General features: G+C 75.5%; 28 protein-coding genes. 4 read left to right on the forward strand and 24 right to left on the reverse strand.

The annotated features are described in order from the left end of the window. Positions 1 to 151: 151 nt before the first annotated feature. The 5 genes from AB0O09_RS26525 to AB0O09_RS26545 all read right to left on the reverse strand — a co-directional run bounded on the left by AB0O09_RS26525 (position 152) and on the right by AB0O09_RS26545 (position 2,706). Positions 152 to 400 carry a universal stress protein gene (locus AB0O09_RS26525; protein WP_363545265.1) on the reverse strand — a complete coding sequence of 83 codons (249 nt, stop codon included), beginning with the start codon at positions 398 to 400 and terminating at the stop codon, positions 152 to 154. 4 nt (positions 401 to 404) lie between these two features. Further along, the gene (locus AB0O09_RS26530) at positions 405 to 686 is read right to left on the reverse strand and encodes a dsRBD fold-containing protein (RefSeq protein ID WP_363545268.1); all 282 of its coding nucleotides are present in this window, start codon (positions 684 to 686) and stop codon (positions 405 to 407) included. 186 nt (positions 687 to 872) lie between these two features. Next, on the reverse strand, positions 873 to 1,439 hold the full coding sequence (locus tag AB0O09_RS26535; RefSeq protein WP_363545270.1) for a rhodanese-like domain-containing protein: 567 nt from the start codon (positions 1,437 to 1,439) through the stop codon (positions 873 to 875). Positions 1,440 to 1,558: 119 nt separating this feature from the next. Beyond that, on the reverse strand, positions 1,559 to 2,344 hold the full coding sequence (locus tag AB0O09_RS26540) for a sulfite exporter TauE/SafE family protein (RefSeq protein WP_363545273.1): 786 nt from the start codon (positions 2,342 to 2,344) through the stop codon (positions 1,559 to 1,561). Beyond that, on the reverse strand, positions 2,341 to 2,706 hold the full coding sequence (locus AB0O09_RS26545; protein WP_363545276.1) for a rhodanese-like domain-containing protein: 366 nt from the start codon (positions 2,704 to 2,706) through the stop codon (positions 2,341 to 2,343). The genes AB0O09_RS26540 and AB0O09_RS26545 overlap by 4 nt, the downstream gene beginning before the upstream one ends. Before the next feature lie 251 nt (positions 2,707 to 2,957). Here AB0O09_RS26545 and AB0O09_RS26550 point away from each other — a divergent pair, with 251 nt between their 5' ends. Beyond that, complete coding sequence (locus tag AB0O09_RS26550; protein ID WP_363545279.1) at positions 2,958 to 4,340, forward strand: rhodanese-like domain-containing protein; 1,383 nt, start codon at positions 2,958 to 2,960, stop codon at positions 4,338 to 4,340. A gap of 69 nt (positions 4,341 to 4,409) precedes the next feature. Here the strand turns inward: AB0O09_RS26550 and AB0O09_RS26555 are convergent, their stop codons facing one another. Together AB0O09_RS26555 and AB0O09_RS26560 are read right to left on the reverse strand one after the other, a co-directional pair. Beyond that, a complete protein-coding gene (locus tag AB0O09_RS26555) occupies positions 4,410 to 5,627 on the reverse strand; it encodes a GNAT family N-acetyltransferase (protein ID WP_363545281.1) in 1,218 nt (405 codons plus the stop codon). A gap of 144 nt (positions 5,628 to 5,771) precedes the next feature. Continuing rightward, on the reverse strand, positions 5,772 to 6,134 hold the full coding sequence (locus AB0O09_RS26560) for a thioredoxin domain-containing protein (RefSeq protein WP_363545284.1): 363 nt from the start codon (positions 6,132 to 6,134) through the stop codon (positions 5,772 to 5,774). A 189-nt stretch (positions 6,135 to 6,323) separates the two neighbouring features. Between AB0O09_RS26560 and AB0O09_RS26565 the strand changes: the two genes are divergently transcribed. Next, positions 6,324 to 6,590, forward strand: coding sequence for a metal-sensitive transcriptional regulator (locus AB0O09_RS26565; RefSeq protein WP_363545287.1), 267 nt, complete (start codon positions 6,324 to 6,326; stop codon positions 6,588 to 6,590). 95 nt (positions 6,591 to 6,685) lie between these two features. Next, on the forward strand, positions 6,686 to 7,411 hold the full coding sequence (locus AB0O09_RS26570) for a hypothetical protein (protein ID WP_363545290.1): 726 nt from the start codon (positions 6,686 to 6,688) through the stop codon (positions 7,409 to 7,411). A gap of 608 nt (positions 7,412 to 8,019) precedes the next feature. On the opposite strand, the gene AB0O09_RS26575 is transcribed toward AB0O09_RS26570, so the two are convergent. From AB0O09_RS26575 to AB0O09_RS26585, 3 genes are read right to left on the reverse strand one after another with little or no spacing between them, the layout of a single operon-like run. After that, on the reverse strand, positions 8,020 to 8,268 hold the full coding sequence (locus tag AB0O09_RS26575) for a hypothetical protein (RefSeq protein WP_363545293.1): 249 nt from the start codon (positions 8,266 to 8,268) through the stop codon (positions 8,020 to 8,022). After that, positions 8,268 to 9,068 carry an HPF/RaiA family ribosome-associated protein gene (locus tag AB0O09_RS26580; RefSeq protein WP_363545296.1) on the reverse strand — a complete coding sequence of 267 codons (801 nt, stop codon included), beginning with the start codon at positions 9,066 to 9,068 and terminating at the stop codon, positions 8,268 to 8,270. The genes AB0O09_RS26575 and AB0O09_RS26580 overlap by 1 nt, the downstream gene beginning before the upstream one ends. 56 nt (positions 9,069 to 9,124) lie before the next feature. Continuing rightward, on the reverse strand, positions 9,125 to 9,658 hold the full coding sequence (locus AB0O09_RS26585) for a flavodoxin domain-containing protein (RefSeq protein ID WP_363545299.1): 534 nt from the start codon (positions 9,656 to 9,658) through the stop codon (positions 9,125 to 9,127). Positions 9,659 to 10,315: 657 nt separating this feature from the next. On the opposite strand from AB0O09_RS26585, the gene AB0O09_RS26590 reads away from it, so the two are divergent. Beyond that, positions 10,316 to 11,299: a CapA family protein gene (locus AB0O09_RS26590; protein WP_363545301.1), complete on the forward strand. Its 984-nt coding sequence runs from the start codon at positions 10,316 to 10,318 to the stop codon at positions 11,297 to 11,299. 223 nt (positions 11,300 to 11,522) lie between these two features. Here AB0O09_RS26590 and AB0O09_RS26595 read toward each other — a convergent pair whose 3' ends face one another. From AB0O09_RS26595 to AB0O09_RS26660, 14 genes are all read right to left on the reverse strand, one after another. After that, positions 11,523 to 12,014: a hydrogenase maturation protease gene (locus AB0O09_RS26595; RefSeq protein WP_363545304.1), complete on the reverse strand. Its 492-nt coding sequence runs from the start codon at positions 12,012 to 12,014 to the stop codon at positions 11,523 to 11,525. Then, positions 12,011 to 13,357 (reverse strand): nickel-dependent hydrogenase large subunit, encoded by a 1,347-nt coding sequence (locus tag AB0O09_RS26600; RefSeq protein ID WP_363545306.1) that lies wholly within the window; start codon positions 13,355 to 13,357, stop codon positions 12,011 to 12,013. The genes AB0O09_RS26595 and AB0O09_RS26600 overlap by 4 nt, the downstream gene beginning before the upstream one ends. Beyond that, complete coding sequence (locus AB0O09_RS26605; protein ID WP_363545309.1) at positions 13,354 to 14,187, reverse strand: oxidoreductase; 834 nt, start codon at positions 14,185 to 14,187, stop codon at positions 13,354 to 13,356. Before AB0O09_RS26605 ends, AB0O09_RS26600 begins: the two co-directional genes overlap by 4 nt. 2 nt (positions 14,188 to 14,189) lie before the next feature. Beyond that, on the reverse strand, positions 14,190 to 14,987 hold the full coding sequence (locus tag AB0O09_RS26610) for an FAD/NAD(P)-binding protein (RefSeq protein ID WP_363545311.1): 798 nt from the start codon (positions 14,985 to 14,987) through the stop codon (positions 14,190 to 14,192). Then, complete coding sequence (locus AB0O09_RS26615) at positions 14,984 to 15,439, reverse strand: cyclic nucleotide-binding domain-containing protein (RefSeq protein ID WP_363545314.1); 456 nt, start codon at positions 15,437 to 15,439, stop codon at positions 14,984 to 14,986. Before AB0O09_RS26615 ends, AB0O09_RS26610 begins: the two co-directional genes overlap by 4 nt. Beyond that, positions 15,436 to 16,617, reverse strand: coding sequence for a 4Fe-4S dicluster domain-containing protein (locus AB0O09_RS26620; protein ID WP_363545317.1), 1,182 nt, complete (start codon positions 16,615 to 16,617; stop codon positions 15,436 to 15,438). Before AB0O09_RS26620 ends, AB0O09_RS26615 begins: the two co-directional genes overlap by 4 nt. Before the next feature lie 259 nt (positions 16,618 to 16,876). Next, entirely contained in the window at positions 16,877 to 17,608 is a 732-nt protein-coding gene (locus AB0O09_RS26625; protein WP_363545320.1) for a hypothetical protein, read from the reverse strand. A 115-nt stretch (positions 17,609 to 17,723) separates the two neighbouring features. Further along, the gene (locus AB0O09_RS26630) at positions 17,724 to 17,945 is read right to left on the reverse strand and encodes a ferredoxin (protein WP_363545323.1); all 222 of its coding nucleotides are present in this window, start codon (positions 17,943 to 17,945) and stop codon (positions 17,724 to 17,726) included. Beyond that, complete coding sequence (locus AB0O09_RS26635; RefSeq protein WP_363545326.1) at positions 17,942 to 19,261, reverse strand: NADH-ubiquinone oxidoreductase-F iron-sulfur binding region domain-containing protein; 1,320 nt, start codon at positions 19,259 to 19,261, stop codon at positions 17,942 to 17,944. Before AB0O09_RS26635 ends, AB0O09_RS26630 begins: the two co-directional genes overlap by 4 nt. Positions 19,262 to 19,278: 17 nt before the next feature. Next, positions 19,279 to 20,025 (reverse strand): ferric reductase-like transmembrane domain-containing protein, encoded by a 747-nt coding sequence (locus AB0O09_RS26640; RefSeq protein ID WP_363545328.1) that lies wholly within the window; start codon positions 20,023 to 20,025, stop codon positions 19,279 to 19,281. Beyond that, a complete protein-coding gene (locus AB0O09_RS26645; RefSeq protein WP_363545331.1) occupies positions 20,022 to 21,044 on the reverse strand; it encodes an FAD:protein FMN transferase in 1,023 nt (340 codons plus the stop codon). Before AB0O09_RS26645 ends, AB0O09_RS26640 begins: the two co-directional genes overlap by 4 nt. Next, entirely contained in the window at positions 21,041 to 21,343 is a 303-nt protein-coding gene (locus AB0O09_RS26650) for a hypothetical protein (protein ID WP_363545334.1), read from the reverse strand. The genes AB0O09_RS26645 and AB0O09_RS26650 overlap by 4 nt, the downstream gene beginning before the upstream one ends. A 201-nt stretch (positions 21,344 to 21,544) precedes the next feature. After that, positions 21,545 to 22,942 (reverse strand): HAMP domain-containing sensor histidine kinase, encoded by a 1,398-nt coding sequence (locus tag AB0O09_RS26655; protein ID WP_363545336.1) that lies wholly within the window; start codon positions 22,940 to 22,942, stop codon positions 21,545 to 21,547. Between the two features lie 5 nt (positions 22,943 to 22,947). Continuing rightward, positions 22,948 to 23,634 carry a response regulator transcription factor gene (locus AB0O09_RS26660; RefSeq protein WP_363545339.1) on the reverse strand — a complete coding sequence of 229 codons (687 nt, stop codon included), beginning with the start codon at positions 23,632 to 23,634 and terminating at the stop codon, positions 22,948 to 22,950. Between the last annotated feature and the right edge of the window lie 175 nt (positions 23,635 to 23,809).

Raw genomic sequence — 23,809 nt, forward strand, 5'->3', positions numbered from 1 at the left:
GCTGACGCCGGGGCGTGCGGGCGGCACCGCCGTCACCCCGACGGCGGTCCCGTTTCGCACGCCCCGGTGCCGCCCCTGGGCGTGTGCGGGCGGCATCGGTCACGGCCTCAACGGGCGGTCGCGGGGCCGTCGGTGCGGATGGACCGTCCCGTCACCGACGACGTCGGCACGTCCAGCGGCCGCGCACGATCGGGACGGTTCGCGGCGAATGCCGTGCGCAGTGCTGTCCCACCGCGCCGGGCAGGGCACCGGCGAAGCCGCCGATTCCGCGGCTCCCCGCCCCGAGGAGGGCCGCGCCCGGCTCGCCCGCCGCAGACAGCAGCACCTGCGCGGGAGTGCCCCGGGCGACCCTCGTACCGATCTCGGCCGCGGGCTCGGCGCCCGCGACATGACTCCTCATGGGATCAGCCGCTGGTGGCGGGCGTATTGGCCGCGGCGTCGTGCATACCGGCGACCAATAGCCGGTGTCCGAGCTCCATCAGAGCGCGCCCGGCCGCGTACTCGTCGCCGATCTCGGGGACGGAGGCGTCCCGCGGGTTGCGGTGGGCGCTGCTGCGGCTCTCCAGGACGTTGTCGCCGGTGTCGAGCACGCCGTGCGCGGTGGTGGTGTCCCCGGCCTCGAACAGATCGAGCTTGAGGGTCCATGTCTTGACGTGCCTCGGTGTGGGCGTCGCTTCCTCGGTCATCGCTCCGTCGCCTCCTCCGGCATGCGGCCGGGTGCGGCGCGTGACCCACCGGGCGGGTCGCCGCGCCTGCCCCTGTACCACCAGCGTCGGCCGGGCGACCGGCCCGCCGCTGGGGCCGTTCGACCCTGATCCCGCGGGCGGACGGGCACCGGCCGCCCGCCCGCGGGACGGACGCTCCGCAGGGGGTCAGCCCCGGAGGCCGGCCAGGGTGGCATCGAGATCGGTGCCGGCCGAACGGGGACGGTTGTGGGGGAGCCTGCCGAGCAGGTTGCCCATGGCGCAGGTGTCGGTGATCGCGGAGAAGGCGAGCCCGGCGCCGACCGCGGCCGAGATCCAGCGGGCACCGGGCAGGACGAGGTCCGCCAGCACACCGGCGGCGACGAGGGCTCCGGCGACGAGGCGGACCTGCCGGTCCATGGCCCAGACGGCGCATGCACCGGCGACCCGGTCGAGCGGGTGGCCGTCGCCGGCCCAGGCCGAGGTGCCGCCGGTCAGCGTGAGAGCGGTGATCCCGGCGGCGGAGAGCTTCTCGCAGGCGGTCCGGGAACGGTTGCCGGAGGCGCACACGACGGCGATCCCGCCCCGCTCGGCCACGGCGCGCAGGGTGGGCAGGGCCTCGTCGAGGCGGTCGAGCGGGATGTTGTGGGCGCCGGGGATGTGGCCAGCGGCGTACTCGCCGGGGGAGCGGACGTCGACGACGGTGAGTTCGGCGAGGCGAGGGTGCAGCTGCTCGACGGTGACGGGGGTGGTCATGATGCGGGGGGAGTCCTTCCGGGACATCGGGGGGGGCCGCCCGGGCGGGGGCGCCGGGCGGAGCGCGAGGGCCGACGGGGCGGGGCCTGTCGACGCACGGTGTGCGGGTGCAGGGGCCGTCAGCGCAACGCGTCGACGAGCATGAGGGCCGCGACGGCCAGCAGCGCGACGGCGAAGGCGATCTGCAGGGTGCGACCGCTGAAGCGGTCGGCCAGGCGCTTGCCGTCCCAGGCGCCGAGGACGGCGGCGGCGGTGAACGGGGCGATGACGGCCCAGTCGAGGGAGCCGGCCGCTCCGACCCGGGGGACGAGTGCGGCGAGGGAGTTGGCGGTGATGACCAGCAGGCTGGTGCCGACGGCTTCGGCCATGGTGAAGGCGAGGACGGAGACCAGGGCGGGCACGGCGAGGAAGCCGCCGCCCACGCCGAGTAGGCCGGTGACGGCGCCGAGGCCGGCTCCGGCGATCGCCGGGCGCGCCGGTCCGCTCTCGGCGGGACGGTCGTCGGGCCGGTCCTGGGGGCGGTACCGGGCGGCGTCCCTGGGTTTGCGGGCGGAGGCGAGCATGCGCCAGGCGGCGAAGGCGGCCAGCGCGGCGAACGCGACGGTGAGCAGGGCGGCGGGCAGACGGGCGGAGAGTGCGCCCGTGGCGGCGGCCAGGGGAAGGCCTGGGGCGGCGAACAACACGCCGGTCCGCCAGCGGACGCGGCCGGCCCTGGCGTGCGCGACGAGCCCGGTGAGCGAGGTGACGGCGACGATGATCAGGCTGGCGGTGCCGGCATGGGCGGGGGTGAAGCCGAGCAGGTAGACCAGGGCGGGGACGGCGAGCATGCTGCCGCCTCCGCCCAGGCCGCCGAGCGCCAGGCCGACCACGGCACCGGCGACCAGGGCGAGCACGAGCGCGGTCATGCGACCCGCCCGGCCCGGCCCTCGGAGGTGGTGACCGGCAGGCCGGCCTCGGCCCAGGCCCGCATGCCGCCGACGACGTTCACGGCGGCGACACCCCGCTCGGCCAGGACGGTGACCGCGTGCTGCGAGCGCTTGCCCGAACGGCAGATCGCCAGCACCGTCCGTCCGGCTGCGGCGGGCGGGAGGGGCCCGCCGGCGGTCAGCCGCCCGAGTGGACACGGCGCCGCGCCGGGCGCGTGGCCTGCGGTGAACTCGTCCTCCTCGCGGACGTCCAGCAGCACCGCCCCGCCGTCGCAGACGTCGCGGTACGCCGCGATCGGGGTGGTTTCTCGGGCGGCGCCCGGGTGGGGGGACGCGAACATGCTGGCCTCCGACGGGCGGACTGCGGTGGGAGAGGAGTTGCCGCGGCGCTGCGGCTCCGGGGCGACCGGGCCGGGCGGTTCGGGGCGGGCTGTGCCGCGGCCGATGGGCGCCGCCCCTTGCTTTCGATAATACCCATGGGGGTATCTTTGGGAACAAGGGATACCCCGGCCCGTATTTTCGAAGCATCGCCGCGGACCGCTCGGGCCGCCCGGTCCGGGTGCCAACTGCCTTGGAATCAGGAGAGATCGACGTGTTCTTCGCCCAGTACTACCTGGACTGCCTGTCCCAGGCCTCGTACCTCGTCGCTGACGAGAGCACCGGTCGTGCGGTCGTGGTGGACCCCCGCCGGGACATCGACGAGTACGTCGCGGACGCCGAGGCGCACGGCTTCACGATCGAGGGCGTGATCAACACGCACTTCCACGCGGACTTCCTGGCCGGGCACCTGGAGCTGGCCGACCGGACCGGCGCCTGGATCGGCTACGGGCGGCGCGCGGAGACCGAGTACCCGATCCGCCACCTCGCCGACGGCGAGCGGATCCACCTGGGCGGCGTCGCCCTGCAGGTCATGGAGACCCCCGGCCACACCCCGGAGTCCGTCAGCCTGCTGGTCTTCGAACACGCAGGGGACGCCGTCCCGTACGGCGTGCTGACCGGCGACGCGCTGTTCATCGGCGACGTCGGCCGCCCGGACCTGCTCGCCTCCGCCGGAGTGACGGCCGAGGAGCTCGGCCGGATGCTCTACGACAGTGTCCAGCACAGGCTGATGGCCCTGCCGGACGAGGTCCGCGTCTTCCCCGCCCACGGCGCCGGGTCCTCCTGCGGCAAGAACCTCTCCATCGAGCGGCAGTCCACCATCGGCGCCCAGCGCGCCACCAACTACGCCTGCGCGCCGATGAGCGAGGACCAGTTCGTCGCCATCGTCACCGCCGGCCAGTCCGCGGCCCCCGGCTACTTCGGCCACGACGCCGTGCTCAACCGCCAGGACCACCGCCTGTTCGACATCGCCCGGGCCCACCGGCCGCTCACCGCCGACGAGTTCGGCAGCCGCCGTGCCGCCGGAGCGGTCGTCGTCGACGCCCGCAGCCCGCAGGAGTTCGCCGCCGGTCACCTCCGCGGCGCCATCAACGTCCCCGTCGACGGCCGCTTCGCCGAGCAGGCCGGCGCCGTCCTGTCGCCCGACGCCGAGGTCCTGGTCGTCGCCCCCGAAGGCCGCGAGAACGAGGTGGTGACCCGCCTCGCGCGCATCGGCTTCGACCGCACCGCCGGCCACCTCGGCGAGTCGGAGAGCACCCTGGCCGCGTTCGCCGACGATCTCACCCCCGCGAGCCGCCTCACCGTCGACCAGCTGCGCACCGCCCTCACCGGCGAGCACCCGCCGCTCGTCGTCGACGTCCGCAGCTGCGGCGAGCGTGCCGAGGGCGCGGTGGACGGCTCCCTGCACATCGCGCTGAACGAGCTGCCCCGCCGCCTGGGCGAGATCCCCACCGACCGGCCCCTCGTCCTGCACTGCGCCGGCGGACACCGCTCCTCCATCGCCGCCAGCCTGCTGCGCCACCACGGCTACACCGACGTCTCCGACCTGCTCGGCGGCTACGGCGCCTGGCAGGCTGCGCACCCGGCCGCGGCCTGAGCCGGGCGCGCCCGGGGCGGCCCGCGCCGGCGGGGCTCCGGCTTTTGGGCCCGCTCGGCGTACCCGGGATCAGAACCAGTGCAGGCAGTGCGGGGAGCGCTCGGCCGCGAACAGCACGTCGGCGAGTGCGGCCGCGCCCGGGCGGTGGGCCCGGACGTGTCCGGCGCGCACCAGCGTGCTCGGGGCGGTGCCGCCGAGGTAGATCGAGCCCAGGTCGCCGACGTCCAGGGACAGGTCGGGCTCCCGGTCCGTCGGCGCGCACTCGGCCTTGCCGTCCCGGACGGTCAGCAGGTAGCGGTCGCCCTCGCCCAGGAAGGGGTCGTCGACGTCGAGGACGAGCTCGCCGTCCGCGAACCAGCCGCGTGCGGTGAGCGCCCGCGGGACGTCCAGCAGCCGGACCCAGAGCCAGTCGGTGTCGCCGCTGGCCTCGGCGGCCCGGAAGTCCGCGAACCGCCAGCGCAGCGGGTGGCCGGTCGGGACGTGTTTGAACAGCACCCGCTCGACCAGGTCGTGTTCGAGCAGGAACCCGGCCAGGGCCGTCTCCACGGCGTCGTCCGTGGCGATGATCTCGTCGACGGTCAAGGTCCCGGACTCGCCGAGCGCGTAGCTGGCGTACCCGTCCGGGACGCCGTCGGAGTCCCGGTGGACGGCGACGTAGCGCGGTGCCGGTGAGATCGGGGGCTGTCCTGCGCCGGCGGACCACCAGCGGCTCGGCCGGGACAGCGCACCGGGCTGGGCGCGGCGGTAGCGGTCGTAGACCCCCTCGAGGATCTCGCCGCACTCGGCGCGCCTCACCACCTCGATCGAGCCGGTCGCCGGCCCGGCCGCTCCACGTGCCCGGGGCGCGGCCAGGGCCGACCGGTGGCAGGGCACCGTGAGCCTCGCCGTGTAGGTCGCCGGCCCGTAGCCGAACCTGCGGTAGATCACGGCCTCGGAGGCCAGCAGGACGGAGAGGAACTCCCCGCGCTCGCGCAGGTCGGTGAGCTGATGCCGCATCATCGCGGTGAGCACACCCCGGCGGCGGTGCGAGGGCAGGACGCCGACCCCGGTGACCCCGGCGGTCGGGGCGAGCACCGCACCGGGAAGGGTGAGCTCGAAGGAGTAGGCACCGGCGGTGCCGACGGGCCGACCGTCCGCCGCCACGGCCATCAGGTTGCGGTCCATCTCGAGTGCCGCCCACCAGACCCCGCCGCCGTCGGTGGGGGTCTCCGGGAAACGGCCGAACGCGGCATGGAGCGTGTCGACGAAGACGTCCAGGTCCTGGTCGCTCGTGGGACGGATCTCCATTGCTGCCACTGCCTTTCCGCGGACACCGGCACCACGGCGCATGGTGCCCCGCCACAGTGCAGCGTCACCGCGTCGCCGGGTCAACCGGATTTCGTACGGGGGCGGACGGGCCCGGGCCCGGCGGGCGTGCGGCGCCGCCGCGCGTCACGCAGCCTCGGCGGCGACCTTCCGGCGTACCTCGTCGATGTCGACCGCGCGGATCCGGCGGACGGCGTCCTCCGGGGCGGCCTCGGGCAGCGCACCGGGCCGGGCGTGCAGGGCGGTGCCGTCGCGGACCCTCGTCGGGGTCGGAATCGAGGAGATCCCGAAGTCCGAGGCCGGCCGTCGTTCCGCCTCGATGTCGATCTTTCCGGGCGCGATGTCGGGGCGGTTCTGTGCGACGCGTTCGTGGACCGGTGCGAGCAGACGGCACGGGCCGTACCACCCGGCCCGGAAGTCCACCAGCGGGATGCCCCGGCGGGTGGCGATGTCGTCGGAGTTCTGCTCGGTCGGCTCGACCGTGGCCATCGCCGTTCTCCTCTCCGGAATACGCCATCGGGTGTTCAGGCGCCGGGAGGCGGTCGACTGTTCCCGGGAGGGGTCGGGCTCGGCCCGGGGTCTGCACATCCGGGCCCGCGGCGGTGAGGCCGGGATCTCCGGGGAATATACCCCGTGGGGTACACTGGACCTTCGTCCCGGTACCGTGGAGGTGCAGCAGTGCAGGTCGACGACGATTCGGTCGGTGCGGTCCTCAACCGCCTCCGCCGTGCCCAGGGTCAGCTCGCCGGAGTGATCGCGATGATCGAGGCCGGGCGTGACTGCAAGGACGTGGTGACCCAGCTCGCCGCGGTCTCCCGCGCCCTCGACCGGGCCGGGTTCAAGATCGTGGCCAGCGGTATGCGCCAGTGCATGGCCACCGCCGACGACGACACCCCGCCGATGACCGAGGCCGAACTCGAGAAGCTCTTCCTCGCCCTCGCCTGACCCGCGCCGTCCCGCCGGGCTGCCTTCGAGGGTGAGGGGCGGCTGCCGTGGCGACCCGGCAGGCCGTGCGTCTGTCGGCGCGCGACGATGGGGGCATGGACGGGACTGCTTCGCCCGGCCCGCCGCCGGCCCTGCTCGACACGATGGCGAACCTGGCGCGGTTCCATCGCGAGCACGAGGAGTTCTACGCCTCGGCGCCCCGCGAGCAGGCCGTGCTGCTCCAGCGCGACGCGAGGACGCTGCTCGCCCTGGCCGACCGATGGTCGGCGGTCCGGCCGGCGACTCCCTCGCCGCTGAACCCGTTCGAGGGCGCGGAGGACCTCACCGCACCGGCAGGGCTCCAGCTGCGCGGTGTCCTGTTCATGGAGGGCGAGGGCGAGCCGGTCGAACTCGCCCACCTCAAACGGGATCTCGTGCGGACCGCGGAGGACCTGCGGTCCGGCGCCGACTGGCTCGCCCGGGCGATGCAGGCGTCGTGGGACAGCGCACAGGCCCTGCTCGACTTCCCCGACTTCGCGGACCTGCTGGGTGAGCGCCACCGCATCATCGTCAACGACTGGCAGGCGGCCCACCACGCCGATCTGGCCGGGCTGCTGCTGCACCGTGCCGCGGACGTCCTGGACAGGGTCGACCTCGGTCCGGCGGCCCTCAGGGCCGACCTCGCCGAGGGCTCGGTCGGCCCGCGCCGGCTCTACTCGGCCGCCGAACTCGTCGCCCGCGCCGCGGACCTGCTGAGCGAGTCCGCCGGCCTCGTGCACGACAACGAGCGCCGCTGGCGAGCCTTCCGGGCCCGGGTCGCCGAACTGCGCGGCGGCACCTGACGTTTCGGCACGCCTCAGCTGCGGCCCAGGAGCCTGGCCAGGAATCCGCGGCCCTTCCCCGCGCTCCTGTCGCAGGCGCAGCGATCCGCCCTGGGCACGCCGGCCAGGACCTGGTCGACGTGCATCCCGCACCCTGCGTAGGTGGCCTTGCCGCAGGTGCGGCACATCGTCCGTCGGCACATGGGGGAACTCCCTGTCTCGTGTGCTGGGTCCTTGCTGTGTCGATAATACCCCCATGGGTATCTTTGTCGTGGTCGACCCGCTCATCGGGCCGGCCGTACGGCGCCGCTCCTCGGCGGGTGTACGGGCTGCGGCTTCGCGGCCTGCTCGGCCGCTCGGCCTCGATGGTCTTCGCCCGGGGCCGCCCGACCGCACTGAGGCCGCCGGTCATCGCCCTCGACGCGGCCCGACCCGACCGGAGCAGGAGCCGAGGCCCGCGGAATCCGGCGGTCAGTCGTCCGTGTGACCGGCCACCGGCGGCGCAGCCGCCCGGACCGACCGCCGACGGCTGTCGGTGCCAGGAGCTGTCTTCAAAGGGCGCTCGGGTGGTCAATTCAGGTGTCCCCACGCGCCCCTGTGCGGCATCCGTACGCCGTTGAAGACACGTCCTAGAGGTTCATCGACAGGAGGAGCTCGTGCGCCACGCGGGCGGCACGGGCGGCGCGCTCCGGGTCGGGCTCGTCGTCCGGGAGGTTCTCCAGCCCCTGGACCAGGGCGCGGATCGCCCGGCCCAGTGAGCGGACCTGCTCCTCCAGCAGTTCGACGCGCTCGACCGTGCTTTCGAGGTCCCTGCCGTGCGGGCGCAGCGGCGGGTTTCCGGTGGGGAGGTCGGTCATGGTGTCGTCACCGTCCAGCATCAGTCGGCGGGTGTGATCAGGCCGTAGTGGCCGTCGAAGCGGTGGTAGAGGACGTTGCCGCGTCCCGTCAGGGTGTCGGCGAAGAACACGAAGGGCAGGCCGAGGTCGTCCATCCGGCGCTTCGCGGTGGCACAGTTCATCCGGGGTGCAGGGGCCGGGCAGACCGTCAGCTCGACGGTGGTGGCGCCGAGCCGATCCGGCTGCGGGTGCACCTGGGCGAGCCGGTAGCCGGTGGGAGCGATGCGGTGGAGAAGGCTGTCCTCGCCCGTGTCGACCTCGGTGAACAGGTGGAAGTCGTAGTCCAGCGCGTCCATCTCGAAGGCGGCCTCGTCGACGCTCTCGCGCGCCAGGGCGAAGGACTTCCGCCGGACGATCTCGCGGTACTCGGGCGGACGGACGAGGTGCTCGGGCCGCCCGCCCGGCTCGTGCCGGGGACGCCGGTCCTCGTCACCGCCCGGCGTGCTTCCCCGCCCGGACTCCCACCGCCGGTGCCGTCGGGCCACCTGCACCGCCAGGCGGTCGTGCAGGAGGTCGATCGCCTCCGCCATGGAGGGGGCCGCGACGTGCGCGCGGGCCGGGCGGCCGTTGACATCCACGGTGGCCTGGGCGGCGAACGGCCGCTCGGCGGCCGGATTGTTCATGCGCGTGAGGCGGATGCGCACGGACAGCACGGGTTCGCGGATCCTCTCGACCACGGAGAGCACCTTGGCGCGGGCGCGCTCCGTCGTGCCGGGCGGAAGATCGCCCTGGGCCTGGAGTTCCACCGCCGGCGTCTGGCGCGGCGTCGAATCCGTCGTCATCGGATTACCTCCGCTCGGTGCCGCCGATCGGGGTGGATCGGGTACGGGACGGGTGGTCAGAGCAGTGCCGAGCCCCAGGCCTTGGCACGGGCGAGTTCGCCGCTGCGGAGGGGACCGTCGGCGTCCTCGACGTAGAAGCCCTCGGGCTCGGCCCTGAGGCCGTAGTGGTGGTCCACGAGCCGCTGGGCGATGCCCGCGGCCGCGCCGCCCGCCTGCTCGCCGTCCAGGCGGGTGTCGAAGGCGGCCGCAGGAGTCCCCGGCGCGGCGTCCGGCAGATCGTGGAACCACCTGCGCAGGCCGGGGCCGGCCGCGGTGGTGGCCGCCTCGTGCACCTCCTCGACGTGCCCCTCCTTCCGCGCTTCGACGGAGACGGCGACCCGGCGGCTGAGCGCGTTCGACATCCCGCGGACGTGCGTGGGACCGCCGACGACCAGGAGGTCGACGTCGCGGGTGCCTCCGGCCGTGACCAGGGCGACGGGCCGGCACACCGCAGTGGTGCCGGGGCGGGCCTCACGAATGCCCTCGGCGATCGCTTCGGCGATCTCGCGGGTGTCGCCGTACATGCTTTCGTAGACGATCAGGGCCTGCACGGGGCACCACGTCCTTCACTCGGCCCCGGCACCGGGCATGGCGCGCCGGGGTGTTCGACGACCTCGGCCGCGTCCTCGACGGCCCCGCCCGCGTTCTGCGGAGCAGGACGTTTCGGCCTTCCCGATGCGGTCAGGTCCGTCTCCATTCTTCGCCCACCACCTCGACCCCGGCTGGTGCCGATCGGCCCCATCGCCCCGGCGGAGGACCCAGGGGCGGGCCGGCGGGCCGTACGAGAGCCGTCGCGGGCCCGTCGGCCACGGCCGTGGCACGGCCGTGGCACGGCCGTGCGCCCGGAGCCGGACGGTCCGGCCCGCGAGGGCCGATCGGCCCTGGCGCGCGGCGGGACAGCGCGTAGCGTGGCAAGCGACCTGCAGGGCGGGCGGGTGACGAGGTCCGGTCGGACCGGCCAGCCGGCCGACAGCGCCGTCCCGCCGGACTCGACGACCGACGTGGAGGACCACGGGCGGTGGTGCTCGTGGTCCGGCCCCGGCCGAGGTGCCGGAGCGAGGCCACCGGGCAGGCCGGGTGGGAAGGGGCTCCTGCCGCGGCGGGTGTGCGGCCCGCCACGGCACGGGCCGTGCGCCGGAGCGCCCGGCGGCCCGTCCCGACGGGCTTCCCCGCGGGTCCCTCCGAACCGGGAGACGGGGTGGTGGAGGATGACGCTGACGATCGCGCTGGCCGGCGACACGATGCTCGGGCGCGGCGTCGCGGAGTTGCTGAAACGGTCCGCCGAACCGGCGGCGCTGTTCTCCACCGGCGTGCGCGAGGCGTTGTCGGAGGCGGACCTCGTCGTCCTGAACCTGGAGTGCTGCATCTCCGACCGGGGCGCCCGCTGGCCCGACCCGTTCAAGCGGTACTTCTTCCGTGCCCCTCCTGCGGCTGCCGGGGTCCTCGCGCGGCTCGGCGTCGACTGCGTGACGCTCGCCAACAACCACGCGCTGGACTTCGGCGTCGAGGCGCTGGCCGACACCCGCTCCCTGCTCGCCCGGGCCGGGGTCCGCGTGGTCGGGGTGGGGACGGAGGCGGCGACGGCCCGTGAGTTCGCCGTGCTGGAGACGGCCGCGACCCGGGTCGCCGTGGTCGGGGTGACGGACCATCCGGCGGCCTTCGCCGCCTCCGACCGGCGCCCGGGCGTGGCATGGGCGGACCTCCGGGCAGGCGTACCCGACTGGCCGGAGGACACCGTGGCCCGGGCCGCCGCCGAGGCCGACGTCGTTCTGGTGACGCCCCACTGGGGCCCCAACATGACGACCCGGCCGCCACCGCACGTGCAGCAGGCGGCAGCGCGGTTCCTGGCTGCCGGAGCAACCCTGGTCGCGGGGCATTCCGCGCACGTCTTCCACGGCGTTGCCGACCGCGTCATCTACGACATGGGCGGCTTCGTCGACGACTACGCCGCCGATCCGGAGCTCCGCAACGACCTCGGACTGCTGTTCCTGGTGACCGTGGGGGATCCCGGCCCGGCCGACCCGGCCCCCGTCCGGGTGCGGGCCGTGCCGCTGTTCCTCGACTACTGCCACACCCGGCTTGCGCGTGGAGCGGAGCGGACGTGGATCCGGAACCGTTTCACCGTCGCCTGCGCCGAACTGGGCACCGCCGTGCACGAGGAGGACGGTTGCCTGACCGTCGACCGGGGCTGACGGTCGCCTCCCCGGAGCAGCGCCGATCCTGCTCGATCGGGCCCGGACCGGACCCGGTCCCGGACAGGGGACGCAGTGGTCCTCCAGCCGGGCGCGGTCCTCCCCTCGCCACGGCAGCAGCTGCGGCCGACCCCTCGCGGTCCCGGGGCTCCCCGCCACCCGCGTGCAGCGTGGGCGGCCCTGGTCCTGGATGGAGAACGGCCCCGGCTGCGCCGGCCGGGGATCACCGCAGATCGCCCGTCGCCGGTGCCGGCCGCTGCGCAGCCCGCACGGAGGCGGCCACCAGCCCCACCAGGGCGGGCAGGGCCTCCCGGACGGTCTCGGTGAAGCCGACGCCGGGGGTGAAGTCCGCGCCCTCGACGGCGTGGACGACCAGTGCACGCGGCAGCCGGTCGAGGGCGGCGGCCAGGGCCACCGTCTCCGCGAGGCCCAGCCCGTGGGTGCTGGCCGTCGCGGCCGCCAGCGAGGCCGCCCGTCCGCCCCGGAGGGTGTGCAGGCGGCCGGGGCGGCCGGCGGGGGAGCGCACCGCCTCGGCGAGGACCACCGTGTCGGCCGGACCCCACAGGTCCAGCAGCCGGCCCGGGTCCCCGTCGCTCAGGGCGAGCACGGCGGCCGACGCACCGCGCGCCCGCAGCGACTCGATCACGGCCGGCCCGGCGCCGTCGTCGCGGCGGAAGGGATTGCCGACCCCGATCACCACCACCCGGCCGGTCACTCCCGTTCCACGCTGAGGTCGAGGAAGTGCGTGGCGCAGGAGATGCACGGGTCGTGGTTGCGGACGGCCCGCTCGCACAGCGCCGCCAGCTCCCCGTCCCCGACGGCGGCCGGGGACCGCGCCAGCCGGGCCCCGACCTGGCTGCGGAGGTCCTCCTCGATCGCCGCCTGGTTCTGTGCGGTGGGCGGCACGATCCGGGCCCGGGTGACGGTTCCGTCGGGGCCGAGCGCGTAGCGGTGGTACAGCAGGCCGCGCGGCGCCTCGGTGGCGGCGCAGCCGACGGCCTCCCGTGCAGGCACCTCCACGTACGGCCGCTCCGGCGGCCGGTACCTCTCGATGATCAGCAGGGCCTCCTCCAGGGCGTGCACCACCTCGACGGCCCGCACGACGATGCTGCGGTACGGGTTGCGGCAGGGATCTCCCGCGGTCGGATCGCCGAGTCCCGCGCCGCGCGCCGCCTCCGCGGCCGCCGGGTGGAGCCAGCGGCCGTTGAGCGCGTAGCGGGCGAGCGGGCCGGTGAGGTACGGGCGGCCGTCCAGCCGCGACTGCAGCGCCGTCGAGTACGGCACCTGCTCCTCGACGACCCGGCGTTCGAACTCCTCGACGGGGAGGCTCCGCGGCCCGCCCGGGCTCCCCACCGGCGGCAGGACGGCGGGCCCGCCGGAGTCGATCGCGTAGCCGCCCGGGTCGTGCAGCGCCAGGAACTCGCCGTCGAAGGAGGCCTCCGGGAAGTCGAACCCGGCCACCCAGCCCACGGCCTCCAGCGCCTCGTCCCGCGCCCGGCGCAACCGCTCGGCCAGTGGGCCGAGTTCCGCCCGTGACGGGGCCCGGTGGAAGCCGCCGACCCTGACGTTGACCGGGTGGATCGGGCGCCCGCCGAGCACCTCCACCACCGCGTTGCCCGCCTGCTTGATCCGCAGCCCCCGCTCGACCGCCGTCCGGTGTCCGCGGGCGACCTCGACGGCGTCGGCGCAGCCGAGGAAGTCGGGGGCGTGCAGCAGGTGGACGTGCAGGGACTGGCTCTCGATCCACTCGCCGTAGTACAGCAGCCGGCGCAATCGCGCGAGCTGTCCGTCGACGGTGGTCCCACAGGCCGCCTCGACCGCCTGGCACGCCGTCATCTGGTAGGCGACCGGGCAGATCCCGCAGATCCGGGCGGTGAGGTCCGGGGGCTCGGTGTGTCCCCGGCCGACCAGGAAGGCCTCGAAGAAGCGGGGCGGCTCGTAGAGCCGCAGCTCGGCGGTGACCACCTCCCGCCCCTTCAGGCGCAGCCGGACGGCGCCCTCGCCCTCCACCCTGGCCAGGGCGTCCAACCGCAGGACCCGCGACGACCCGTGGCTCACCGCGGTTCCTCCCCGCCGAGCCCTTCGGCGATCTCCGGCACCGGACCGTACTCGGGCGCCGCGGCGTTGAAGGTGCGGAAGACGCGGACGACGTCCGGCTCGGACATGCCGTCCCGGCCGAGTTGGCGGACCATCGACGCCAGGTTGGGGTCGGCCACCGGGCCGAAGCAGCCGTAGCAGCCGCGCCCGTACGTGGGGCAGATCGCCCCGCACCCGGCGTGGGTGACCGGGCCGAGGCAGGGCGTGCCGTGGGCCACGGTGACACAGGTGGTGCCGCGGATCTTGCACTCGTAGCAGACGCTGTGCGCCGGGACCTCGGGTCTGCGGCCGACCAGGTACGCGGTGATCACCTCCAGCAGTTGGAGCCGGTTGATCGGGCAGCCGCGCAGTTCGAAGTCGACCGGGACGTGTGCCGAGATCGGTGTGGAGGTGCCGAGGGTCGCGACGAACTCGGGGCGGGCGTAGACGGCGGAGCGGAACTCGGCGACGTCCGCGAAGTTCCGCAGCGCCTGCACACCGCCGGCCGTCGCGCAGGCGCCGATGGTCACCAGACGGCGGGAGACGGCGCGGATGCGCCGGATGCGCCGGGCGTCCTCGTCCGTGGTGATCGAGCCCTCGACCAGCGACAGGTCGTACGGCCCTGCACCTTCGAGGCCGGCCGGACCCCGGGAGCCCGTGCCCTCCGCGCTGCTCATCTCCAGGAAGTGGGAGATGCTCACCCGCCCGGCGAGCGGCAGCAGTTCGTCCTCGCAGTCGAGGAGGGTCAGCTGGCAGCCGTCGCAGGAGGCGAACTTCCACACCGCCAGGGTCGGCCGGTCGGCATCGTCCATGTCTACAGCTCCCTTACCGCGAGCAGTCGTCGGGAGACCGCGCAGTCGACCACCGGGCCGTCGCGGCAGAGCAGCAGCGGCCCGAGCTGGCAGTGGCCGCAGTGTCCCGTTCCGCAGCGCATGTTGCGCTCCAGCGAGATCTGGATGCGCCCGGGCGGCATGCCGCGTGCGAGCAGCGCATCCGCGGTGCGCCGCATCATCACCTCCGGCCCGCAGACGAGGGCGGTCGCGGTGCCCGCCCCGACGGCCACCCGGTCGAGCAGGGCGGTCACCACCCCGACGCTGCCCCGCCACTGCGGAGTCGGCCGGTCCACCGTCACCTCCACCCGGCACCGGTCGCTCCAGCGGGCGAGTTCGCCGGGGAAGAGGAGGTCCGCCGGGGTACGTGTCCCCACCAGGACGGTGAGGCGCCCGGCCCCGCCCAGGAGCCGGTGCACGGCCGGCCGCAGCGGCGCCAGTCCGAGGCCGCCGGCGACCACCAGGACATCGGAGCCGTCCGTCCCGTCGAGGTTCCAGCCGGTGCCGAACGGGCCGCGCAGCCCGAGGGCGCCGCCGGGAGCGGATCGGCAGATCGCTGCCGACACGGCGCCGACCGCGCGGACGGTGAAGGTGACCGTCACGTCGCCGACGGCGCTGACGGAGATCGGTACCTCGCCGACGCCGAAGGCGTACACCATCGCGAACTGCCCGGGGGAGAAGGCCGGCAGGGACGCGCCGTCCGCGGCGAGGGTGAGCGAGACGCAGTCCGAGGTCTCCGGCCGGGACGAGAGCACCCGGTACGGGACGGGTACGGTGCTCACGGCGGACCGCCTCCGTCCGGTGCGTAGAGGTCCACCAGGCGCAGTCGGGCGGCCTGGAGCCGTTCCGCGATCACGGCGGCGCAGTGCACGGTCAGCCGCAGGCCGAACTCCGGGTCGGCCTCGCAGAGCGCCCGCACCCGCTCTGCGGGGAACTCCCACGCGGAGACCGGGCCGAGAGCCCGGGCGCCGAGGTGCCAGCGGTACGGCGGGAAGAGCCAGGACCAGCCGAGCAGTTGGCCGGCGCCGACCGTCTCGACCACCGGTGGCCGGCGCCCGGGCACGTACAGATCGAGGGCGACCTCGCCGGAGCGGAGCAGCCAGAACCGGTCGGCTGCCCCGCCCTCGTCGAACAGGCGCCCGTCCGCGGGGAATTCGCGGTCGTCCGCGAGTCCGAGCAGGCGGGACCGGTGCAGGTCGGACAGGCCGTCCAGCAGCGGCTGCGGTTGGGTCACGACCGCCCGTCCCCGTCTTCGTCCGAGTCGGCCCGCAGGCCGGCCCAGTCGTGCAGGGCCGCTGCCTCCTCGGTGATGTCGATGGCGACCGGGCACCAGACGATGCACCGCCCGCACCCGACGCAGCCGGAGGAGCCGAACTGGTCCCACCACGTTCCGAGCTTGTGGGTGAGCCACTGCCGGTAGCGGCTCGGCGCGGACGCGCGCACCGGGCCACCGTGCAGGTACGAGTGGTCGAGGTCGAAGCAGGAGTCCCACACCCGCCAGCGCTCGGCGTGGTCGCCGGTGAGGTCGGTGACGTCCTCGGTCGTGGTGCAGAAGCAGGTCGGGCAGACCATCGTGCAGTTCCCGCACGTCAGACAGCGCTCGGCGACCTCGTCCCAGCGCGGGGCGTCCAGCGTGCCGGCCATCAGCCGGTGCAGGTCCACCTCCGGCATGCTGCGGCCCATCCGTCCCGCCGCGGAGGAGACGCCCTCGCGTGCGGTGTCGACGGTCCGTGCGTCGGCGGGCCGCAGCGGCAGCTCGGCGAGGACCTCGGCGCCCTCCGGGCTCCCGCTGCGGATCCAGAACCGGTGGCCCGCCGAGTCCGCCACCTCGGTCAGGACGAGGTCGTGGCCGGGGCCGGCCGCCGGGCCGGTGCCCATGGAGACGCAGAAGCAGGTGCCGCCCGGCTCGGTGCATTCGACCGCGACCAGGAACGCCCCCGTCCGCCGCCCCTCGTAGACCGCATCGCGGTGCCGGCCGCCGACCAGCACGCGGTCCTGGACGGCGATGGCCCGCAGATCGCACGGGCGCACCCCGAGGAACGCGAAGCGGTGCGGCACCGGCTCGTCCGACTCCACCGCCAGTCCGCCCGCCGACCGGTCGGCCCGCCACTGGCGGACCCTCGCCGGGTGCAGGTAGGACTTCCAGGACTGCGGGCCCGCCGCGTGGGCGAAGGCCGCCCGGTCGGAGCGCTCGCGCAGCCGGTACGACCCGGCCTCCAACTCGACGCCCCAGCCGTACGGCAGCTGATCGGCGGAGGCCAGCTCGTCGAGGACGATCGCCCCGTCCCGCACGGTCGGCCCCACCACCGTGAAGCCCCGGGCCAGCAGCACGTCCACCAGGGCCGCCAGGCCGTCGACGCCGATGACACCGCCTTCGGCCGCCGGACGAGGGGCACCGCCGTGCGCCGTCATGTCGTGTGTCCTCCTCGGCCGCCGTCCGCTTCCATCTGTCGCACAGATCGGTTCCCCACGAGCGGGAGGCCGCCGCCGGACACCGCGGGATACGCCCGGATGGCCGCATCCCGCGTCCCTCCACGGGCCCGATCCGGCTGCGAGGGTGCGGCCCGTCCCGTCGACCACCGGGGCGTGGCGCCGACTGCCGGGCGCCGGGCCGCTCCGTCGCTGTCGAAGGCGGGCCATGGGGGCGGGCGTGGCGCTGTACCGCAGGAGGTCAGACGAGCCGTGCTTCGGGGATCCGGTCGCGGACCGGCGATCCGGTGACAGCGCGGTCGGTGTGGTGCCGCTTGGCGTGCTGGGTGGACGCGTGCCACCGGCCGGCCGTCGGTGCACCGGCCAGCGCGAGGGCGAGGCCCGCGCCGAGCGCGGCGAGCAGCAGCGACCAGCGGACCGCGGCTCCGCGGACGCGGGGTCGGCCGTGCCGGGCGGCCCGCAGCCGCAGGTCGGCGCCGATCAGCCCGGGCAGGCGCCACACGTGGGCCAGGACGTGGACGGTGGTTGCCGCCGCCCAGCAGACGAAGGCGGCCTTGTGGAGGAAGAGGACGGGCAGCGCCCCGGTGTCGCGGCCAAGGAGGGCGAGGGCGCCCCCGGTGGCCAGGACGGCGAGCGTGGTGGCGACCACGACCGGGCCGAGCAGCCGTAGCAGCGGATGGGGCGGCCCCTGCCGACGGTAGGCGGGACTGCCGGTGTAGTAGCGCAGGATGCGGTAGCCGGTGCTGCCGAGCTTGAGCACGACCGGGCCGACCAGCACCATGCCTATGAAGAAGTGCCAGGTGAGGAGCCGGTCCAGGAACAGGACGGTCACGCCCTGGGCCGCCAGGAGCAGCAGCAGGAGGGCTCCGGTGGCGGCGATCAGTCGCCGGTTCCCCTCAGGCCCGCCGAGCCGACCCGCCGGGATCGGCGCGGCGCTGTCGGCCGAGGCCGCGTTGCTGCCTGTCGAGAGCATGTGATGGCTCCGCCTTCCGCTGGTGCAGGACCGCGCAGGGGTGCGCGGGACGGCGGCCCGCCCGGTGCGAGGCCGCGAGCAGTGTGCCCGAGCGGGCACTAAGAAGTGGTTCAGGTCACGTTCGGCCGGGACGGGTGCGTTCGATCCGCAGGGCGAGGACAGGGCAGGCCGTGACCGCGCGCCGGGCTTCGGACAGCAACTCGTCGGGGACGTCGGGCCCGACGAGGATCGGGTAGCCCCACTCGTCGAGGACGACCAGTTCGGGCAGCAGCTCCGCACAGAGGCCGCGGCCGTCGCAGGCGATGCGGTCCACGGTGAGTCGGCGGTGCCCGCTCACCGCCATCCCTCGCTCTCCGGGTCCGCCGCAGCGGGCACCGTGAGGACGGAGCGTCGCCCGGCGGCGCCGCACGGCCCGCCCAGCACGTGCTGGCGCACGTCGTCGGCGAACACCTCCAGGGCGGTCGCGGCGAGCCGCGAAGCGCCGTCGGGGTGGCGGCAGGCACCGCGCCCGGCCAGCAGCTTGGTGCGGCGGCTCAGCCGGTCGAGCAGCCCGGGGTCGGTGTGCCCGGCAGCGAGCTGCGCGAAGTCCTCCGCGACCGCGGGCAGCCCGAACCGGCAGGGACCGCACTGCCCCGCGCTCTGGACGGCGAGGTGGTGGAGCACCCCGGCGGTCTCGGCGAGGCCGCACGCGTCGCGGGGGAGCGCGACCAGCACCCCCGCGCCCGGCCCGGCACCGAGCCCGGCGAGGCCGGCCCTGCTGAACGGCACGCCCACGGCGGAGAGCGGCAGCCAGCTGCCGAAGTACCCGCCGACGAGGACCGCGCCGAGCGGCTCCGACGCGCCGCCGGCGGCTTCGACGACGGACCCGACCGGGGTGCCGAGGGGGATCTCCCGGACGCCGGGGGCGCGGACCGACCCGGAGACCGTGACCAGGGTCGTCCCGGGCGCGTCCGGGCTGCCCGCGCTGCGGAACCACCGGGGTCCGTATCGGGCGACGAGGGCGAGGTGGGCCAGGGTCTCCACGTTGTCGACGAGCGTGGGGCGCCCGCCCACGCCCTTCTCGAACGGCCTCGGCGGGGCGGCCGTGGGACGGGCGTCACCGCCGTTCAGCCAGTGCACCAGCGCGGTCTCCTCACTGGAGACGTAATGGTGGGGCAGGGCGTGCACCCGGACGGGCAGCCGGTCGAGACCCGCCCGGCCGCGTTCGTCGACGGCCGCGGTCAGCCGTGCGAGCTGCCACGGCCGTGTGCGGGCCAGACAGAGGTGGACGGCGGATGCTCCCACGGCCGCCGCGGCCAGGACGGCGCCGTCGAGGACGAGGTGCGGGGCGAGGTCGAGCAGAGCGGCGTCCTTGCCGCTGGCCGGCTCGCTCTCCATGCCGTTGGCGACGACCACGGCCCGGCCGCGCCGCGCGGCGACCGAGCGGAGCTTGCGGCCGGTGGGGAAGGCGGCGCCGCCGCGCCCGGTCAGGCCGGCCTCCTCGACGGCCCGGATCAGCCGGTCCGCGGCCCGGCGTCCGGACGCGGTGGGCGGTGGGCCGTACCGCTCCAGGTGCTCGGCCAGTCCGGCCGGGCCGCCCGTGCTGTACCAACCGTGCAGCAGCCGGGCATCGGCCGGTCCTTCGGGGATGCCCGTGGGCTGTGGTGCTGCCACGGCGCGGGTCCGCGGGATCACTCGTCCTCCCCTCCGTCGTTGCCGTCGTCGCCGGCGGTCTGCCGGTCGGTGGCGACGGTGCCGGGCCGTACGGTGGTGCCGCCGTGGTGCGCCCATCCGGTCCGCGCCGGCCCGGCCACCAGCAGCGCCGCCACGAGGGCGGGGACGGCTGCCGCCGCCAGGGCGGCCCACAGCCGGCCGGCCCGGTGACCGGGGCCGGCCCGGAGCAGGCGCCACCACACCGCCGTCACCACGGCAGCCAGGCAGCCGGCGGCGAGGCCGAGTTGCAGGGTCAGTCGGGTGTCCGTCCCGGTCCCCGCCCCGTGGAGGAGCGCCAGAGGCCAGAGCGCGTAGGCGAACCAGTGCACCGCCTTCCAGCTCCGGCGGCCGATCCGCAGCCGTAGCGCGCTGGTCACCAGGACGGCGAGCAGCAGGTCGACGGCCAGGGCGCCGAGGCCCAGCCAGAACGGGCGGTAGGAGGAGGCGAACGGCACGACCGCGTCCAGCCACCTCAGGCGGACGAACGGGTCGGCGATCGCGGTGGCGATGTGGAGGCCGAGGAACACCGTGGTGAGGAGCGAGAGGTTGCGGTGCAGCGCCCCGATCTCGAACCGGGCGATCCGCTTCGGCGCGTACCGGCCGCCTGCGGCGATCCCCAGGACGAGGGTGGCCGTGAGCAGGAGCAGGGCGACGGTGCCGCCGGCCCGGGTCGCGTACCAGAGCGGGCTCGGCGCGGTGGTCGCGAGCCGGACGGTGCCGGTCATCGGGGAACTCCCGCCGTGCTGTCGAGTCCCGGCCCGGCACCGGCACCGGCGCCGGCACTGAGGCCGGAGCCGCTGCCGGGCGCAGGGGCGGGGGCCGTGTCCGCCGGCCAGCCGCCGACGACCACGACGGAGCCGTCGGTCCGCACCAGGCGGGCCGGCAGGCCGAGGTGGTGCAGCCACCCGAGGGCGTGCGCGCTCCGCACGATCGCAGCGGTGGCGGCGGTGTTGGCGTCCACGCAGGTCGCCGCGGCGACGCTGACCGTCCGCCAGAGCGGGGCCGGGACGTCCCCGGTGGCCGGGTCCACGATGTGGTGAAGAACCCGGCCGCCCCGCCGCCAGCTCCGCACGGTGGTGCCGGAGGTTGCCAGGCCGCCGCCCGTGACGGACACCACCGGACCCACCCCGTCCGCCGGGGCTGCGTGGTCGTCGGCGACCGCGACCTGCCAGTCCCCCGCCGGGGCGGGGCCGGCCGCCGCCAGATCACCGCCGAGGCAGACCAGGACGCCGCAACCCGCCGTGTGTGCCGCCCGTGCGGCCGCGCGGTCCGCGGCCAGTGCCTTCGCCGTCGCTCCGAGGTCGAGGGCGGTGCCCGGCGGCAGGTACAGCCGGCGCGTTCGGGGGTCCCAGCCGACGGTGCGCCAGCCGGACGGCCGGACGGCGGTCACCGGACCCACGTCCTCGGGGCTGACGGAGGCGAAGGTGCGGTCGTAGCCGAGTGCCGCCACGGAGGGGCCGACCGTGGGGTCGACTGCGCCGTCGGTGGCCCGGGCCGCCCGCAGTGCCGCGTCGATCGCCTCGGCGAACAGCGGTCCGGCGGTGACCGCTCCGTCGGCGCCGTTGGCCCGGGAGAGCTCGGAGTCGGGCCGGAACCTGCTGCACGCGAGGTCGATCGCCGCGAGTTCCTCCTCCAGCACCCGGAGGGCGGCGGCCGTGGCGGCGGGTTCGGCGACCAGCAGCACCGCCGTCGTTCCGAGGGCCGGGAACGTCGTGGTGGTGTGCCGCACGATCGGGGTGGTCATGACGCACCGGTGGTGGCGGAGGGTGCCCGGCTGTGCGGGGCGACCGGGGCCGGGGCACGGGACGGAGGCCGCAGGGCCGACCGGGGGTTCGTCGTCCCGGTCGTGCCCGGCGTCCCGGAGGCGGGTGACGTCGCGGGCGCGGCGGTGGCACCCGGCAGCAGGGCGCGGTACTCCGCGCCGAGCACCGCCGTGCCCGCGGTGGCCGTGGTCAGGAGGGCTGCGGTGACCGCGCTGACGCGGCGCAGCCCCCGCTCGCGCCGACGGGCGGCGAAGCCGTCCCGCGGGTCGGAGTCCGGCATGGTGCACCTCCGGTGGTGGCGTCCCGGCACCCGTCATGAAGGGGTGCGGACGGCGGGGTCGCCTCCGGACCGTCCGTCTCCAGCGTCCGACACGGGCGGTCGGGATCCCGTTCAGAAATCCTTCGGATCCCGTAAAGGCGGGCGGACACCCGACCCCACGGCGGTCGGGAACGGGCGGGGGACCGCCCGACGACGGCTGGCTCAACCCGTCCGCTGCGGGGGACGGCCCGGCTCCGGCCCCTGCCCGCGCGGGACGGCGGGGAGTTCCAGCACCACGGTCAGACCGCCGCCCGCGGTCTCCTCCAGTCGGGCCGTGCCACCGTTGGCGGTCGCCAGCCGGTGCACGATGGCCAGGCCGAGGCCGGTGCCGCGCGCCTCCGGATTGCCGAAGCGCCGGAACGCGGTGGCCCGGGCTTCGGGACTCATCCCCGGCCCGTCGTCGACGACCCGCAGTTCCGTGCCGGGCCCGAAGGACGCCGCCGCGGACGCCGCCTCCACCCGGATGCGGCCGCCTCCGGGCACCGCCTCCAGGGCGTTGGCCAGCAGGTTGTCGAGCAGCTGCTCCAGGTCGCCGGCGCCGAGGTACACGACGGGCCGGCCGGGGCTGTGCGAGGCCAGTTCCACCTGCCGTTCGGCGGCCACCGGCTCCCAGGCGGTGATCCGCTCCGCGACGACCTCGTCCACGCGCACGGGGACGGGCCTGGGTACGGCGTTCTCGGCGCGGGCGGCCGCCAGCAGGCCGTCCACCAGGCGAGACAGCCGGGCGATCTCCTCCTGGGCACCGGCGAGCTCGACCGCGTCCTCGCCCTCGGCGTCCGCGGCCAGCAGGTCCAGCCGCAGCCGCAGTGCCGTCAGCGGGGTCCGCAGCTGGTGGGACACGTCGGCGGTCACCGCCCGGTGTCCGTGCACCAGGGCCTCGGTGCGTGCCGCCATGGTGTTGAAGGTGGCGGCGAGCCGGCGCACCTCCTCGGGCCCGGAGTCCGCCGGGGCCCGGACGTCCAGCGCGCCCTCGCCCAGGTGCCGGGCTGCGGCGTCGACCGCCTGGAGCGGACGCCCCACCCAGCGGGCCAGCCGCACCGACACCAGGGTCCCGAGGACGAGCCCGACGACGCCGATGAGTGCGAGCCAGGCCCAGACCACGGCGGTCCGGTCGTCCAGCGGATCGGCGGACCGCACCAGGACGGCCGTGCCGACCGCGTCCGCGCTGTCACCGACCGGCGTGGCCACCGTCAGGGTGTCGCCGGACCGGTGGGCGACCGTGCGTGCGTCGGCGAGGGCCGCGGCCACCAGGCCGCGGGCGGTCCGGGAGGTCGCGGCGGCGCACGAGGTGCGGGCGATCACCTTGCCCGCGGCGTCGTAGACGGCCGCGCAGCCGCCCTCGTCCTGCGTCTCGTCGAGCAGCTCGCGCAGGTCGGTGTCCGGCTTGTGGTCGGAGAGGTTCTCCTCGGCGGCGGAGGCGAGCGTCCGTGCCGCGGCCTCGGCCGCGCTGCGGAAGGAGGTCTCCTCACGCTGCGTCAGCAGCACCCCCAGCGGGACGACGGCGAGCACCAGGAGGACGGTCACCAGGGCCAGGACGGTCAGTGCGATCCGGCGGGTCATGCCGCTCAGCCCGGTTCGCCGAGGCGGAAGCCCCGGCCGTAGACCGTCTCGACCAGGCCGGGCACACCGAGCTTGCGGCGCAGTGCGGCCATGTGAACGTCCAGCACCTTGGTGGGCCCGTACCAGTGCTCGTCCCAGGCGCGTTCCAGGATCTCCTGGCGGGAGACCACCCGGCCCGGGTCGACGGCCAGGCACTCCAGGATGTCGAACTCCTTCGGGGTCAGGGCGACCTCGGTCCCGCCGACGCTCACCTTGCGCGTCCGCCGGTCGACGGTGAGCACGCCGTGGCGCAGCAGGTCCGGTTCGGCGGGGCGCATGCGGCGGAGCACCGCGCGGATCCGGGCAAGCAACTCGGCCAGGCCGAACGGCTTGACGAGGTAGTCGTCCGCGCCCTCGTCCAGGGCCGAGACCCGGTCGCCCTCCTCACCCCGAGCGGTCACCACGATGATCGCCGCGTCGCCGTGCTGCCGCAGCCGGCGGCACACCTCGACGCCGTCCAGGTCGGGCAGCCCCAGATCGAGCAGGACCACGTCCGGGGGCGGGACGGCGGTGAGGGCCGCGCGGCCCGTCCCGACGCTCTGCGCCACGTACCCGGCCCGCTGCAGACCCCTGACCAGGGACCGGGCGATCCCCGTATCGTCCTCGACCACGAGCACCCGTACCGCCGCAGTGTCCGTACCCGTGTCGTGCATGGCTCCAGCGTAGGGGGCGCGCACGGGGCCGCCGCCTCGCCGTGCGTCCGGCGGTGGGCGCGGCCGCGCCCTGCTGCCCGCACGGAGCCCGGGACCCGACGACTGCCGCACCGAGGCCTGAGCGGCGGGATTCAGAGGAAGTTCAGAGGTTCACAGATCTGGCCAGGGACATGAC

This window comes from Kitasatospora sp. NPDC093679, assembly GCF_040683455.1.
In the GTDB taxonomy this organism is placed as follows: domain Bacteria; phylum Actinomycetota; class Actinomycetes; order Streptomycetales; family Streptomycetaceae; genus Kitasatospora; species Kitasatospora arboriphila.

Coding starts and splice junctions, on each gene's coding strand:
- AB0O09_RS26525 (WP_363545265.1), bottom strand. CDS start 400: ATGAGGAGTCATGTCGCGGGCGCCGAGCCCGCGGCCGAGATCGGTACG.
- AB0O09_RS26530 (WP_363545268.1), bottom strand. CDS start 686: ATGACCGAGGAAGCGACGCCCACACCGAGGCACGTCAAGACATGGACC.
- AB0O09_RS26535 (WP_363545270.1), bottom strand. CDS start 1,439: ATGACCACCCCCGTCACCGTCGAGCAGCTGCACCCTCGCCTCGCCGAA.
- AB0O09_RS26540 (WP_363545273.1), bottom strand. CDS start 2,344: ATGACCGCGCTCGTGCTCGCCCTGGTCGCCGGTGCCGTGGTCGGCCTG.
- AB0O09_RS26545 (WP_363545276.1), bottom strand. CDS start 2,706: ATGTTCGCGTCCCCCCACCCGGGCGCCGCCCGAGAAACCACCCCGATC.
- AB0O09_RS26555 (WP_363545281.1), bottom strand. CDS start 5,627: ATGGAGATCCGTCCCACGAGCGACCAGGACCTGGACGTCTTCGTCGAC.
- AB0O09_RS26560 (WP_363545284.1), bottom strand. CDS start 6,134: ATGGCCACGGTCGAGCCGACCGAGCAGAACTCCGACGACATCGCCACC.
- AB0O09_RS26570 (WP_363545290.1), top strand. CDS start 6,686: ATGGACGGGACTGCTTCGCCCGGCCCGCCGCCGGCCCTGCTCGACACG.
- AB0O09_RS26575 (WP_363545293.1), bottom strand. CDS start 8,268: ATGCTGGACGGTGACGACACCATGACCGACCTCCCCACCGGAAACCCG.
- AB0O09_RS26580 (WP_363545296.1), bottom strand. CDS start 9,068: ATGACGACGGATTCGACGCCGCGCCAGACGCCGGCGGTGGAACTCCAG.
- AB0O09_RS26590 (WP_363545301.1), top strand. CDS start 10,316: ATGACGCTGACGATCGCGCTGGCCGGCGACACGATGCTCGGGCGCGGC.
- AB0O09_RS26605 (WP_363545309.1), bottom strand. CDS start 14,187: ATGGACGATGCCGACCGGCCGACCCTGGCGGTGTGGAAGTTCGCCTCC.
- AB0O09_RS26620 (WP_363545317.1), bottom strand. CDS start 16,617: ATGACGGCGCACGGCGGTGCCCCTCGTCCGGCGGCCGAAGGCGGTGTC.
- AB0O09_RS26625 (WP_363545320.1), bottom strand. CDS start 17,608: ATGCTCTCGACAGGCAGCAACGCGGCCTCGGCCGACAGCGCCGCGCCG.
- AB0O09_RS26640 (WP_363545328.1), bottom strand. CDS start 20,025: ATGACCGGCACCGTCCGGCTCGCGACCACCGCGCCGAGCCCGCTCTGG.
- AB0O09_RS26645 (WP_363545331.1), bottom strand. CDS start 21,044: ATGACCACCCCGATCGTGCGGCACACCACCACGACGTTCCCGGCCCTC.
- AB0O09_RS26650 (WP_363545334.1), bottom strand. CDS start 21,343: ATGCCGGACTCCGACCCGCGGGACGGCTTCGCCGCCCGTCGGCGCGAG.
- AB0O09_RS26655 (WP_363545336.1), bottom strand. CDS start 22,942: ATGACCCGCCGGATCGCACTGACCGTCCTGGCCCTGGTGACCGTCCTC.
- AB0O09_RS26660 (WP_363545339.1), bottom strand. CDS start 23,634: ATGCACGACACGGGTACGGACACTGCGGCGGTACGGGTGCTCGTGGTC.